The sequence below is a fragment of the Limnothrix sp. FACHB-406 genome, assembly GCF_014698235.1.
Taxonomy (GTDB): domain Bacteria; phylum Cyanobacteriota; class Cyanobacteriia; order CACIAM-69d; family CACIAM-69d; genus CACIAM-69d.
Map to the genome: position 1 here is coordinate 21,672 of NZ_JACJSP010000001.1, position 14,682 is coordinate 36,353.

At 52.5% G+C, this 14,682-nt stretch carries 7 protein-coding genes; 4 read left to right on the top strand and 3 right to left on the bottom strand.

What is annotated here, in order from left to right; translation table 11 throughout:
* Positions 1-34 precede the first annotated feature (34 nt).
* Positions 35-2,671, bottom strand: coding sequence for a U32 family peptidase (locus H6G53_RS00095; protein WP_190530527.1), 2,637 nt, complete (start codon positions 2,669-2,671; stop codon positions 35-37).
* Positions 2,672-3,208: 537 nt separating this feature from the next.
* On the opposite strand from H6G53_RS00095, the gene H6G53_RS00100 reads away from it, so the two are divergent.
* Both H6G53_RS00100 and H6G53_RS00105 read left to right on the top strand, forming a co-directional pair.
* Complete coding sequence (locus H6G53_RS00100) at positions 3,209-3,529, top strand: STAS domain-containing protein (protein ID WP_099535598.1); 321 nt, start codon at positions 3,209-3,211, stop codon at positions 3,527-3,529.
* A gap of 450 nt (positions 3,530-3,979) precedes the next feature.
* Positions 3,980-4,942 carry a sensor histidine kinase KdpD gene (locus tag H6G53_RS00105; protein ID WP_190530528.1) on the top strand — a complete coding sequence of 321 codons (963 nt, stop codon included), beginning with the start codon at positions 3,980-3,982 and terminating at the stop codon, positions 4,940-4,942.
* Here H6G53_RS00105 and H6G53_RS00110 read toward each other — a convergent pair.
* Entirely contained in the window at positions 4,939-6,042 is a 1,104-nt protein-coding gene (locus H6G53_RS00110; protein WP_190530529.1) for an LD-carboxypeptidase, read from the bottom strand. The genes H6G53_RS00105 and H6G53_RS00110 overlap by 4 nt on opposite strands.
* Positions 6,043-6,579: 537 nt before the next feature.
* On the opposite strand from H6G53_RS00110, the gene H6G53_RS00115 reads away from it, so the two are divergent.
* Both H6G53_RS00115 and H6G53_RS00120 read left to right on the top strand, forming a co-directional pair.
* Positions 6,580-7,677 (top strand): Fe(3+) ABC transporter substrate-binding protein, encoded by a 1,098-nt coding sequence (locus H6G53_RS00115; RefSeq protein WP_190530530.1) that lies wholly within the window; start codon positions 6,580-6,582, stop codon positions 7,675-7,677.
* An 821-nt stretch (positions 7,678-8,498) separates the two neighbouring features.
* Positions 8,499-13,934 carry an ATP-binding sensor histidine kinase gene (locus H6G53_RS00120; RefSeq protein ID WP_190530531.1) on the top strand — a complete coding sequence of 1,812 codons (5,436 nt, stop codon included), beginning with the start codon at positions 8,499-8,501 and terminating at the stop codon, positions 13,932-13,934.
* Between the two features lie 90 nt (positions 13,935-14,024).
* Here the strand turns inward: H6G53_RS00120 and H6G53_RS00125 are convergent, their stop codons facing one another.
* Positions 14,025-14,633, bottom strand: coding sequence for an L-threonylcarbamoyladenylate synthase (locus tag H6G53_RS00125; RefSeq protein WP_099533589.1), 609 nt, complete (start codon positions 14,631-14,633; stop codon positions 14,025-14,027).
* Positions 14,634-14,682 lie beyond the last annotated feature (49 nt).

Consider the following 14,682-nt stretch of genomic DNA (forward strand, 5'->3'; position numbering starts at 1 on the left):
AGGATGAAGATCTTTGGCCGATTGGCGAAAAATACTAGCGGCCAGATTGCGATCGCTCTCGTTTCCCGATCGTGCCGCGCGTGACTCCTAGTTGGCTGGACAGTTGCAAATCTTGCCAAAGTTCAGTGCCAGAAATTTCGCCCCGCAGGAGTTGTTGATAGCGGGCGATCGAGTGACTGACCCGATCAGGCGATTCATTTAGAAACTCCAACCGGAATTGCCGGGCCCCGGATGCGATTAACCGTTGCACCACCTCTGCGCCCGTCTGTGCCACCCCATTAAACACCGTGTTTCGGCAGCCCGCATCCGCCTGTAACCGATGCTCCACCCCGGCTCGATCGCGCAGGGTAACCGTTTGTTTTTCGCAGGGACGACCGCAGTTTGTGTGATCAGTTCCGGTGGACAAAAAAGCACAAAAAACGCAATGCTCCATATGGAACATGGGCATATGCTGATGAATCGTAATTTCCAACCAGTCGGGAGGACAGGCTTTCAGCAAATCGACCAATTGATCGGCATTTAAATCGTAGGAGGCTGTGAGTCCGGCCAGTTGAAATTCTTGCTGAAAATAGCTAGCGGCGATTGGGTTAGCCACATTCAGCGAAAAATCTCCCATGCAGCGATCCTGGGCAAAGAAGCTGAGATGGTCATAATTTCGCACCAAATAGCCATCCGCATTGCTGTTGCGAACTTGCTGCAAAATCCAGGTTTCACCGGTTTTGTAAATCCGAGGGGGCGCAACCCAAAGGGTTTGTTGATCCGATTGTTTTTGGGTGCGAAACCATTCCACTAGCGATCGATATTGGCGCGGATCTTCTAATTCGCAATAGAGCCGATCGATTCCGGCGGCCATGGCGCTGGCCAGTTGGGCCCGGTTGCGCACCAAAACCGACAGTTGGGCAGGCTTCGGAGCCGGTCGATCGCCCATGGCGGGCCAAAGGTCTCGCGATCGCGCCGTGGCGTGCAACGTCCAACGGGGCGGTTGGGCCCGCTGCTGTTCCAGTTGAGCCACCAAGTCTCGCCGCATCCGGTTTAGCTCGCTGGCGGGCAAAATCACCTCGCCACTGAGTTGTTGCTCAAAGCGATCGAGCCGAAAAGCCGTATTGCCCAGCCGGCCAAACTGGTCTTGCAGCCGCTCGGCCGTGAGGGGTTGGCGCTCGGCCGCCGCCAGGGGCATGGTGGACACCACTTGGGCAATGTGGCCCAACTCGTCCCGGGCGATCGCGGTGGCGGGCTGACCCAGCACCCCATGGAATTCAATGGCGATCGGGCGCTGAAATTTGGGTTGCTCGCCCGCGTAGGTTTGGCGCACCCGCTTTTCCAGTTCCGGATCGGAAGTTTTCCACAGCCGATCGCCCGATCGCACACGTCGCAAATCCAACCTACTGAAGCGATCGACCCGCAAACCCCACAGCTCGCCCGATCGTCCCGGTTCCCGCACCTCACAGATGCGGCCGCCCTGTTCGCCGCCGGGCCCGTCCAGGCCAATGCCATCGCCAGGGCTGAGGTGCAAACCAGTCGATCGCACCCACAACCAATCGCCCTCCACCCGCACCACTTCCCCCAAATAGGCCCCGCGCTTTTTGGCATATTCCCCATGCACCAGCGCTTGATTGTTGATGCCCTCAAACCAGCCCGTGAATAGACCACGAGAAAAGGACATTTCCAATTCGTAGCGATCGGCTGAGTCAGTTATGGGCTGCGCTTGTCGCTGCGATCGCGATGGAGCAAGGGGCTGAATCGCCGGGTCTACCCAACCGGCCACGGCGGCCACCGCCCGATCGAGCGCTTGGCGATAAATTCTTGTGGTGCTGGCCACATATTCCGGCGCTTTCAACCGGCCTTCAATTTTCAGGCAACTGACCCCCGCCGCCACCAACTCCGACAGCACCGGCAACCCAGACAAATCTTGGGGACTGAGCAGATAGTCCCGATCGCCCAAATCCACCACCTGTCCATCGGCCACCAACTCATAGGGCATCCGACAAGCCTGGGCACATTCCCCCCGATTAGCCGATCGCCCACCCAGCGCCTCACTAGTCAGGCATTGGCCCGAATAGGCCACACAAAGGGCCCCATGCACAAACACCTCCAGCGGCAAAGACAAGCCCCGATCGCCCAACTGGGTTTGAATTTTCTCAATTTCCCGAATCGAACATTCCCGCGCCAACACCACCAACTGGCAACCCAAATTCCGCGCAAACGTCACCCCCGCCGCACTGGTGATCGTCATTTGCGTTGAAGCATGGATCGGAAAATCCGGCGACAGATGCCGAATCAACCGCACCAACCCCACATCCTGCACGATCGCCGCATCCACCCCCGCCGCAATCACCGACTTCAGGTAGCGCTCCGCCTCCGCCAGCTCATCGGTGAAAATCAGCGTGTTGATCGTCACATAGCCCTTCACCCCGCGCCGATGCAGCCAGGCCATCAGCTCCGGCAAATCTGCCTCCGTGAAGTTTTCGGCCCGCATTCGCGCATTGAAGCGATCGAGGCCGAAATAAATCGCATCGGCCCCGTTTTCCACCGCCGCCTTCGCACAGTCCCAATTGCCCGCCGGAGCCAACAACTCCGGCAGCCCCAAGGGCCGCGAAGCCGTCACCACATCCTCTGGGCGCTTGGAGCATGGAACATCGGATTGCTGAGCGTCGGGCAACGAAGAAAGCATGATGGGGGTTGAAAGCTGCTGGTGGATTCGTTCAAGAGGTTCACTAACCAGTATCAGGAAAAAGTACCGCAATCGGTATGTTGGGATGTTGGGCAGGCAGTTCCCGCTGAAGTCCTGTGGGCGCGATCGCGGTGGACTTGCGTGGGCTGCAATCACCTTTCGCGGCCCTCAGTTTCGTTGAATTATTTTCAGTTGCATGGAAGTTGTGCAGAGTGGCATGGTGTGCAGAGTTGCGTGGAAGCCTGAAATGGGCTAGGCATGATGGGTTAGTGATCAACCGTGATCAATCAGCCGCCCTGATCAGTCACCTCGATCAATCTGTTTGGATTAGTCTGTGCTAATTAGCCTGTGCTGATTAGTTCATGCCGACCAGTTCATACTGATCAATCTGTCCGGGTCAGTTAGTCTGTCTTAGTCAGGTTGTTCTGAGAATTCTGGCAGCGGGTGCAGGTTCTGGTTCGATCGAGCCGGTGTTTGCTCCCCTGGCCCAGATCGATCGTTTGAAGTCCCTAGCGTGTCAATTCCTAAATAGCAGCAATGGATCGCCTAAGCATCGTGCAGCCTTTCGGTATTTTGGACGGCAAACAAGCTGGCCCCTTCCGTCAAGAAGTGAGCGATCAGGTTCAATCAGGAATGCAACATATCCTGGTTGACTTTCAAGATGTGTCTTTCATGGATAGTTCGGGACTGGGGGCCCTGGTTTTAGCCTTGAAAACGGCTCGATCGGCCGGAGCCAAGCTTTATCTTTGCTCAATCAATGACCAAGTGAAGATGCTGTTTGACCTGACAAGTATGGATCGGGTATTTGAAATCTATCCCGACCAGGAGTCGTTCATGGAGCATTTCAATTCCCTTTAAAGTTCGATTGAAGGCTCGATCGCCCCTGGGGACTGGCAGTGAGTTATGGGCGAAAATCCTATGAATCTGCAAGATCCCTGTGCAATGCTAGGCATCAACGCTGTGGCGGAGTCTCCAAAACCAAGGCGGGCGGATGGGGCGATCGCCCATGTGGCCCCTCCACAAAGCCCCAGCGAGGGCCGGTCTAGATTTGCATCTCTAGTGAACTGCCGGTGAATTTTTGGTGAACCCTGGAATTTGGAACACCAACTTGCAACCCTAGGCCGAAACACTGGATTTGAGCATTTGCATCGGCCCTAGTTCAACTAGCGGAATGAAAGCGCAGTCATGAGTTGGCCAGACTGGACGAGTTTGATCGTAGGGATCGGCATTGGGTTTTATGGGGCGCTGCGACGCTCAACCAGTCCGGCATCATCACCCAAAACACCTGAAGCAACCGCATCGCAAATCTTGCCAGTCGCGCCCATGCCGCCGATCGCGGCGGGAACCTATCCTGGGCTCCATGCGGAAATGGCTGAGGTTGCAGCCAACTCACTGGATGCCGAAAAAGATGCTGAAAGTGCCGATGCCAGTGCCGATGCCAATGCCCAGGATGCTGATCCATCCAACGTCGAGCCATCCAACATCGATCAAGTCCAAAACACCAGCCCGCCAAATGCGGACACTTCAGCCTTAGCTGCTGCCTATCATTTGGCGAAACAGTGGGGTGCGTTTCAGGCGGGATTTTTGGCCCGGACAGCCCATGAGTTGCGATCGCCCATGAGCAGCGCGATCGGGCTGCACCAAATGATTTTGAACGATCTGTGTGATGACTTGGAGGAGGAACGCCAGTGCGTGGCCGATGCCAACCAAGCGGCTCAACGGATGGTGAATTTGCTCGATCGCCTGATTGAAGTGTCCAAATTTAATAGCGGAGCCATTGAGCCAGATTTTCAGGTTGTTGCCCTGTCCCTCATTTTGGATGATGTGGAAGGGTTGACCTATTTACAGGCGGCAAACCGCAACATTGGCTTGGATTTTGAGGAACCGCCCGAGGTGGATGTGTGGGTGGATTCCAAACGAATGCGCCAGGCCTTGGCATTGGTGGTGGATGGTTTGATCACACAGCTTGCCCAGATTGGCGACAAGGGGCCAATTACCCTGCGCACCTCCGTGATTGAGCAGACGGTTCAGATTCAAATCCAAACCACCTGTGCGCTGGAAACCTGGAGCGACCCGATCGACTTGATGGATCTGGGAATGTCCGTTGCCCACAGTGTGGCCGATCTGCGGGCGATGGCGGCCCACAGTCAGCTATCACCGATGATGGGCCTGTGGGTGGCTCAGTTGGCGATCGAGTCGATGGATGGGCAATTAACGGCTACTTCAAGCGAAAACGGCATGGAACTGCTCTGCAAGGTTTCCTTGGCTTAGGGAGACTTGGATGAGCGACGATCGAGAGGTTCCCGCAATTCCACAGGGGCTTCCAGTAATTGCAGCGTGGCCCGCTCGGCATCGATCGCGACCGGAATCCCGATCGGGAGGGTGAGCTTGTCGGGCACATGGCCCAGGGCCAACCCCTGCCAACTGGGAATTCCCAAGGGGCGAATCCAATCATCCAGCACGCGGTTGAGGGAAAGGGCCGGCTCCCGATCGCCCGGACTCTCGCAGCGCGTGCATTGGGCAAACACGAACCCCGCCAACTGATCCAGCAAACCCGCCAGCTTCAGTTGCGACAACAGGCGATCGACCCGATAGACCGGCTCGCCCACCTCTTCCACCACCAAAATTTTGCCCGCCCACTGGGGAAGATAGGTGGATCCCACCATGGCCGCCAACACCGACAGATTCGACACCACCAAGGGGCCCTGGGCTTGGCCGGGGTGAATCACTCGGTGGGTTTGCTGGGGCGGATTTTGGAGGGTGGCCGCTGTCCCTGCCATCAAAACCTGTTGCCAAGCGGCCGTGGAAAATGCATTCCAGCGAGAAGCGATCACGGGGCCATGGAACGTGACCAAGCCCGATCGCTCGTAATAGGCCAACAACAGGGCGCTGATGTCGCTGAAGCCCAGGAGAATTTTGGGGTGCGATCGCGCCAACTCCCAATCCAGCAAGGGCAAAATCCGCGCACAGCCCCACCCACCGCGCGCACAAATAACTGCCGCCACTTGCGGATCGGCAAAGGCCCGGTTTAAATCCGCCGCCCGATCCCGATCGCGCCCGGCCAAGTAACCATCTCGATCGAATAAATGTCGCCCCGGAATCAGCCGAAATCCTTGCTGAGTCAACCACTGCCAGCCCTGCTGTAGGTCGGCTGCCGCAACGCGCCCCGCCGGAGCCACAATCGCGATCGTGTCGCCGGGTCGGAGCGATCGCGGCCGCAGCAGAGGCCGCACCGGGTTAGCCGTTGGCAATGGCGACAAGGGAGAATCTGCCGCCCTGGCCAGCGATCGGCCGTCGATTTGCGTAGCTAGGGCCAGAGCACCCAAACCCCTCAGCCAAAACCGGCGCGATCGCCCATGGTTGATCATCATTAATCGCTTTTTGAAAAAAGTTATGAATAGAAATAAGAACGGCTCCGCAGCCTGATCAGTAGACTTCTTACACGAATCGGCTAGCAGCCCTCATCCCCCAACCCCTTCTCCCAGGGAGGGCGAAGGGGAGCCAGAACCATTGCGTTACAGAGATCTCGGGACTGGCGATCAAGTCCCTCTCCGAACTTGGAAGAGGGATTTAGAGTGAGGGTCTTGATTGATACAAAAGGTCTAGTGATTGATTTCATAATTCCATGATCATCCATTACCCAGTCCTAGCTTCAGACAATCTTTTGTTAAGCTAGACTGAGAATTAATTGCAATAATGCTAGGCTCATACTTCAATTAAAACGCCGATTATCCGGCCGAGGTGCGATCGCCAGCAGTCATCAGCAATCCTCGATCGACCCACCATCCCAGGCGCTCAGCGCCCTCGGGGTAGACCCTGGAATTGGGTCACGACAACAGCCGATCTCCCTGCCCAGACTGACAACCACCCCGAACCGGATTTTCATCAACCCGACATTGCCAGCTTCCATGAGACGTTTGACCCGCCGCGCCTTTTTGGCGACCAGCTCAATGGCCACCGCCGCCGTTGCGATCGCCCAGGGTTGCACCCCATCTTCATCCACTTCCAACAACGCCAACGGCAGTTCCAGCAATGGATCCAGCCAAACAGTGTTGCGGCTCTATTCCGGCCGTCACTACGACAGCGACAAGGCTGTTTATGAAGGATTTGAACGCAAAACCGGCATCAAAATCGAATACATCTCCGATGATGCCGACAAGCTCATTGAGCGGATCCAAGCAGAGGGCAGCAACAGCACAGCAGATTTGTTGCTAACAGTGGACGCGGGGCGATTATGGCGGGCTTCGGCAGAAGGGTTGTTTCAGCCGGTGACCCCCACCCAGGCCCCCAACCTTTACAGCGCGGTCCCAGAAAATTTGCGCCACCCGGAAGGCCAGTGGTTTGCCCTGTCGAAGCGGGCCCGCGTGATTATGTACAACAAGGAAAAGGTGCAACCCTCGGAACTCAACACCTATGAAGCGCTGGCCGATGCCCGGTGGCGCAGCCAAATTCTGGTGCGCACCTCCAGCAACATCTACAACCTGTCCTGGGTGGGGGAAATGATTGCTGTCCATGGCGAGGCCAAGACGGAACAATGGGCCCGCAGCATGGTGGCGAATTTTGCGCGGCCACCGGAAGGCAATGACACGGCGCAAATCATGTCCTGTGCAGCGGGCATTGGTTCGATCGCCATTTCCAACACTTACTATTTGGTGCGTTTGGCCAAGTCCACCAAACCGGAAGAGCGCACCGCCTTCCAACGAATTGGAGTCTGTTTCCCAAACCAGGGCGATCGGGGAACCCACATCAACATCAGCGGCGTGGGCCTGGTGAAAAATGCTCGTAACCCCGAAGGGGCGATTCAGTTCATGGAATATTTGCTGAGTCCCGAAGCCCAGGAACTCTTTGCCAAGGGCAACCACGAATATCCCGTGCTGAAGGGTGTGGCGCTGGATCCAGATCTGGCCAAGCTGGGCACTTTCAAGGAATCCACCGTGAGCGCCACCACCTTTGGCCGCAACAACGAGGTGGCGCTCAAACTGCTCGATCGCGCTGGTTGGAAGTAACGTTGCCATGGGCCAGGAACCCACTCCCCGATCGCTTCCTCTGGTTTGGAGCGCCTTCGAGCCTCAGACCCTGCGGGGGTGGTCATGGGTTCATGGCCATTGCCGCTCGATCGCCCAATCCAATTGACTAATTAACTTAACTTATTAGACTAATTCATGAGATCCAGTCATCGGATCAAAAATCCAGCGTGCCTTGTGCAAACTGCCACGAAATCGTTTCAGTAGGTTTTTCAGTAAGTCACTGAATTTTGCTAACTAGTGAGCTATTGTCGATCGCCCAATTGCAGCTTGTGTTTGCCAAGCCAATTCGTGCTATCTCCGCAGGTGCAATGTAGCTTTTTTAGCAAGGTTGCTGGGGCGGAAACTCATAATTCCTGAAAATTGATTCAAAATTTAAATTTTCAATGTCAAAAAAGTTACAGACTGGTCTCAATTCATGGTTAATCTGTTGATCTCGTCAGGGCAAAATCTTTAGAAAATATTGAAGAAATATTACAATTATCTGAGAAAGCATCTGAAATTCATTCAGAATCATTTCGTTCAATAATGACAGTCATCTCACTTTCTTGATCAAAATCTGAAACGAGACAATGAAGGTTTTTGTTTACAGTCTCGGTCTCTCAAAATGGCAAAAATCTGATCAAGCTAAATGAGAATTGGTTTAGTCAACCCTCATTTTAAAAGCCAGTTTGGTCAGGAGTGAGGGATGGCAAATCAAAATTTTTCTTTATACTAAAGCAGTAACTAGGACAGTGACCTAAACTCAAGTTTCGGGCTTCTGATGAAATTCCCGTGACACTACTTCCCCTGAGTTTGAACCCATGACGAGTGCGCCCGGTTCCACCAACCCAGCGATCGCCCATCTTCCGGCATACCAGATTCTTGAGCTGATGTATGAAGGCACAAGAACACTGGTCTATCGCGCAGTGGAAAAGGCAACCCAGCGATCGGTCATCATTAAAGTTCTGTCTCAGGAATATCCAAGTTTTGCAGAATTAGTCCAATTTCGCAATCAATATACGGTCACCAAAAACTTACCCATTGATGGTATTGTTCACCCCCTTAGCCTCATTCCCTACGGCAATGGATATGGGTTGGTGATGGAAGATTTTGGAGCAATTTCCCTTGCTCAATATCTTCAAGATAATACAGTCACTCTCGTTGAAATTCTAGGAATTGCAGTTCGTTTAGTTGAAATTCTCCATGAATTGCATCAATATCGAGTTATTCATAAAGATATTAAACCAACCAATATTCTCATTGACCCCACTTCCAAGCAAGTCAAATTAATTGACTTTGGAATTGCTTCTCTGCTGCCGAAGGAAACGCAATCCCTCCAAAGTCCTAAAAGTCTGGAGGGAACCCTCGCCTATTTGGCTCCAGAACAAACGGGGCGCATGAATCGGGCGATCGATTATCGAGCTGATTTTTACGCCCTAGGAGTCACGCTCTATCAAATGTTGACGGGGGAATTACCGTTTAAGGGTCAAGATCCGCTGGAGCTAATTCATTGCCATATGACGCAAATTCCGCCAGCGGTGGATGTGTTGAACCCTCAGGTTCCTGGCATGGTGGCAGCAATTGTCAACAAGTTGATGGCCAAAAATGCGGAGGATCGCTACCAAAGTGCCTTGGGGTTGAAGCATGACCTGGAGCATTGCCTCAACCAATATGCCCTTCAAGGACGGGTGGCGGTTTTTTCTTTGGGCGATCGGGACTTAAACGATCGATTCCTGATTCCTGAAAAACTTTATGGTCGCCACACAGAAGTTCAAGCCCTTTTAGATGCGTTCGATCGCGTGGCCCAGGGAGCCTCGGAATTAATGTTAGTGGCGGGATTTTCCGGCATTGGCAAAACTGCCGTGGTTAGTGAAGTCCATAAGCCGATCGTGCGGCAACGGGGCTACTTCATTAAGGGAAAGTTTGATCAATTTAACCGCAATATTCCTTTTTCGGCCTTTGTTCAAGCGTTTCGAGATTTGATGGGGCAGCTTCTCTCAGAATCTGACCAACAACTTGCCCAATGGCGCACGAAAATTTTGACGGCCCTGGGAACCAACGGGCAGGTACTGATTGACGTGATTCCTGAGCTAGAGCGGATTATTGGTTCGCAACCACCGGCTCCGGAGTTATCCGGTGCGGCGGCTCAAAATCGATTTAATTTGCTCTTTCAGAATTTCCTCCAAATCTTTACCCAAGCGACCCATCCCCTGGTTTTATTTTTGGATGATTTGCAGTGGGCTGATTCAGCCTCTTTGCAACTGATTAAGATTTTGATGGATGGTCATCCCTATCTTTTGCTATTGGGAACCTATCGAGATAATGAAGTCTCGTCTGCCCATCCGTTAATGCTGACCATTGAGGAACTGAAAAAAGCAGAGGTCACGCTGCAAACAATCACCCTTGCTCCCCTAGGGTTTCGCGATACTAACCAGTTGGTGGCGGAAACTTTGCATTGCGGCTTGGATCGATCGCGCTTGCTGACGGAGCTAATTTATCTTCGTACTCAAGGAAATCCTTTCTTTACGGCCCAATTTTTGAAGGCTCTCAAAGAAGATGGCTATATTTTGTTTGACCGAGAGCAAGGCGTTTGGGAATGCGATTTAGCACCCATCAGCACCCTGTCTTTAACGGACAATGTGGTGGAATTTATGGCCTTGCAGCTTCAGAAGTTGCCTGCGGTTACCCAAGGAGTTTTGAAGCTAGCCGCTTGTATTGGCAACCAGTTTGATTTGAGCACCTTGGCCATTGTTTCTGAACAGTCAGAAACGGAGACCGCCGCAGCCCTCTGGAAAGCGCTGCAAGAGGGATTAATTTTGCCCCAAAGCGAGGTTTATAAATTCTATTTAGGTCAAGAAACACCAGAGGCGACAGAAACAGAAACCACAGTGAGCGATCGGGCTGTTTATCGCTTTTTGCACGATCGTGTTCAACAGGCAGCCTATGCCTTGATTGATGACGACCAAAAACAGGCAACCCATCTTTGTGTGGGTCGGTTACTGTTGGAGCAACTTTCAGAGCGCGATCGGGAAGAGCGGATCTTTGAAATTGTTAACCACCTCAACGTGGGTCAAGCGCTCATTGCAGCACCCAACCAACAGCGAGAATTAGCCCAATTAAATTTCTTAGCCGGTTGCAAGGCCAAAGCCGCCACCGCCTATGCCGCCGCATTGACCTATATTCGCACGGCGATCGAGTTGTTACCGGAGGCGATCGCCCAAAAGGACTATGACCTCAGTTTTAGGCTCGATAAAGAACGGGCAGAAATTGAATATTTGAATGGCAACCTGGAAGCAGCAGAAATCTGGATTCAAAGAGCCTTGAGCAAGGCGAAAACTTCCTTAGAAAAAGCCGATGTTTACAACATGTCGATCTTGCAATATACCTTGCAAGCCAAATATCCCGAAGCGATTCAAGCGGGCCGTCAAGGCTTAGCCCTCCTGGATATTGATCTGCCTGTTGATCAATTGGAAGCGGCCCTAGCCCAGGAATTAGGCCAAGCAAAAACATTGGCCAATCATAATTCCTTTGAGGTGCTGACTCAGTTGCCGATCATGACTGAGCCGGAGCAAAAAATGGCGATCAAGCTGTTAATTAGCATGGGGCCACCCACTTATCGCTCCCATCAACGGCTGTGGTCGGTCATTTGTGCCAAGGCAGTGAATCTTTGTTTGCAATATGGCAATACACCGGAAATTGGCTATATCTACCCGGCTTTTGGTGGGCTGCGGGGCTATGCCTTGAATAACTATCAAGGCACTGATCAATTACTGGATATTACCCTTCAGCTAATTCAGGCTTTTAATAATAAGTCCGCTGAAAGTGTGGCTTATTTGATGATTGGCAGTTCCTTACGCCATTGGTCAGATCCCCTCAAAATTGCCACGGAAGATTATCTATCTTCCTATCGAGTGGGGCTGGAATCAAGTAATTTGCAATACGCGGCCTATGCTTTTGGTCACAACATGTATTGCCGGTTTTATCAAAGCCTGCCCCTAGATCAACTATTTGATGAAATTACAGAATATTTAAACTTCAGTCGCAAGCATAAAAATCAGTGGGCGATCGATCTGATGTTAGGGGGTCTGTCGGTGGTTGCCAATCTCCTAGACCCGGAATATGACCCAACGGATTTATCGATCGGCTGGGGCAAAATTCAGTCAGAGCTAGCCTACTTAGAGCAATGCCGGATTCACAAAAACTGGCAAGTTATTTGCATTTTTAATATTCTGCGCACCCAAGTTCTTTTGATTTTTGATCAACTGGAAGAAGCCTATTATTACGGTCAGCAGGCGGAATCAGAAATTATTAATGTGGCTCCTCAAGGACTATTGCCCTATGTTCATCACTGTTTTGTTTATGCACTGCTCTTAGCGGCTCGATATGAGCAAACCCCTGAAGAACAAAAAGCCAGGGATTGGACAACCATCATTCGCTATCGTGATCAGCTCAAAATTTGGGCCGATAATTGTCCCGAAAACTTCTTGCACCTTTACTTTTTGGTCAAGGCGGAAACCGATCGCCTCACCAATCAATATCCTGAGGCGATCGAGTCCTATGATTGGGCGATCGCCAACGCCAAAGGCATGGGCTATCTCCAGGAAGAGGCCCTGGCCAATGAACTGGCTGCGAAGTTTTATATGAGTTGGGGTAAAGAGAAAATTGCCGCCGTTTATCTCCAGGAAGCCTACTATTGCTATGCCCGCTGGGGAGCCAAAGCCAAAATTCGAGATCTGGAAATTCGCTATCCCAAATTGTTGCGACCAATTCTTCAGGCGAGTTCCACCTCGGTTGACTTTCTCAACACGTTGATGACCCTTACTTCGGTTAACCCGACCATCCACAGCAGCACGCGCAAAAGTGCTAGCAGCGCTCGGCTTAATCAAACCTTGGACTTTGCTAGCATTTTGCGAGCGTCACAGGCCCTTTCTAGCACTATTCAATTAGAAGAATTGTTGGGTCAACTCACGCAAATTATTTTGCAAAATTCCGGAGCAGAACGCTGCGTTTTGGTGTTGGCTGATGATCGTGGAAGCTGGCAAGTGCGTGCTACGGCCACACTGAAATCGACCCAACTGGGAAATGATCCTTTAACCGATCACAGTCAAGTGCCGGCCAAGCTCATTCGGTATGTAAAAAATACCCAAGAACTGATTGTTATTGATGATTTGGTTACGGATTTACCAGTAATCGGAAGTTATTTAAATCAACATCAACCGAAGAGCGTCCTCTGTTTGCCTATCTTGAATCAGGGGCAATTATTGGGTTGCTTGTATTTGGAAAATCGGCTAACCGCTGGAGTTTTCACCAACGATCGAGTGATTATTCTCAACTTCCTTTGCACGCAAGCAGCCATTTCTCTCAACAATGCCAAGCTTTATCAGCAGGTACAACAGTCTTTTACGGACTTACAGCAAGCACAATTAAAGCTAGTTCAAAGTGAAAAAATGTCGGCTTTGGGAAGTTTAGTGGCAGGGGTAGCCCACGAAATTAATAACCCGATCGGCTGCATTATTGGCAACATTGACGCAACCCAAATCTATATTGAAGACCTTCTGAGCTTGCTAGATCTCTATGCTCAAGAGTTGCCGAATCCCAGCGCCCAAATTCAAGCGGAATTGGAAGCAGTGGATTTGGACTATGTGCGCGATGATGCCATGCAACTGATTCGGGCCATGAAGGAAAGTAGCGATCGAATCCGTGCCATCAGCAAGAGTTTGAGAACCTTCTCCCGAGCGGATACGGAAAGCAAGCAATTGTTTGATGTGCGTGAAGGCATTGACAGCACGGTTTTGATCTTGCGCCATCGCCTGAAGGGCAATGATCACCGACCAGCGATTCATGTGGCCACCAATTACGATCCAGTGCCCGAAATTTATTGCTTTCCGGGGCAACTGAACCAAGTGTTTATGAATTTGTTAGCCAATGCGATCGATGCGTTGGATGAGGCCAGTCAAGGACATAGTTTTGAAGCATTAACCGCCGCTGCTCAGGCAATTTCCATTCGCGTCACGTCCGACCAAGCAACGGTTCAAGTCACGATCGCTGATAACGGGGTGGGAATCCCTGAGGAAATTATCGGCAAGATTTTTGACCAAGCGTTTACGACTAAAGCAGTGGGTCGCGGAACGGGGCTAGGATTGGCGATCGCCCGCCAAATTGTGGTGGATATCCATGGGGGCAGCTTGGAGGCGAAATCAACGGTCGGTCAAGGGACAGAATTTGTGATTGGCTTGCCGATCGAGCGTCCCAATTAACCTGTAATCAATTGCGCATCGAATGCATGGCTCATCGATCGCCCCCATGAATCGTTTCGCCCCAATGGATAGTTAATGCGATCCAGCATCTTAGCCAAGAAATTGGATGGCCCCTTGGCGCAATACTTCCCAGCCCGTCGGCCCCCAGCGCACCACGGTGGATGGTTCGCCGGAACCCACTTCCGAATCGCCCATGGCGGCCACTTCATCGGGGCTGAGGGTCAGCAGTTCGGGAAATTCTCGGTTAATGTCTGCGATCATCCGTAGGGGAGGCTGCCCCGATCGATTCACACTGGTGGTGAGTAGCGGCCCCGTTTGCGCCAAAATCGCCTTGGCTACTTCACAGGCGGGAACTCGCAGCCCGATCGAGCGTGTGGGGCCCAAGATGTCGTTCATGGGCGGCAGGCGATCGCTCTGGGCAGGCAACACGATCGTTAAGGCTCCTGGCCAATAGTCTTGGGCGATCGCCTGCCATTGGCCCAGATCGCCGGCCCGATCGTCCACATAGGGCCACAAATCCGCTGGCTGGGCCCCCATCAAAATCAGAGGCTTTTGGAAATCGCGCTGCTTGGTGGCATAGACCGCCGGGGCCCGATCGGGCCGAGCCGCCAGGGCCGGAACCGTATCCGTAGGGAAACTGGCGAGGGCGGTTCCTGTCCGCAAGCCGGTGATTAGGGCTGAGAGAGTGACTTGGGGCACGCTGAGAACTCCTGGTGCGATCGCAACAGTTGGCCAAATCGGCGAGAAA